The 282-nt window shown below is 68.4% G+C and carries 1 protein-coding gene; it reads left to right on the top strand.

All coding sequences use genetic code 11. The features are described from left to right. Positions 1–282: 3-hydroxyacyl-CoA dehydrogenase family protein (locus SB753_RS36570; RefSeq protein WP_410805003.1), on the top strand; the 282-nt coding region annotated here is incomplete at both ends.

Genomic DNA, 282 nt, shown 5'->3' with positions numbered 1-282 from the left:
CAGGTGGTCGATCTCGCGGGCGGCGACATCGGCTGGGCCGCGCGCAAACGGCGCGCCGCGACGCGCGATCCCGCGGCGCGTTATGTCCAGATCGCCGACCGCCTGTGCGAGCGCGGCTGGTTCGGCCAAAAAACCGGCCGTGGATTCTATCTGTATCCCGAAGGATCGCGCAGCGGCCAGCCGGACCCGGAAGTCGAGGCGATTATCGACGCCGAGCGCGAGCGCGCCGGAATCACGCCGCGCAATTTCACCGACGACGAGATCATTCGCCGCTACATGGCC

The organism is Paraburkholderia sp. SIMBA_053 (assembly GCF_046534895.1).
Classification (GTDB): domain Bacteria; phylum Pseudomonadota; class Gammaproteobacteria; order Burkholderiales; family Burkholderiaceae; genus Paraburkholderia; species Paraburkholderia caledonica.
The sequence above is the reverse complement of the archived record's forward strand: the minus strand, read 5'-3'. Positions and strand labels throughout refer to the sequence as shown.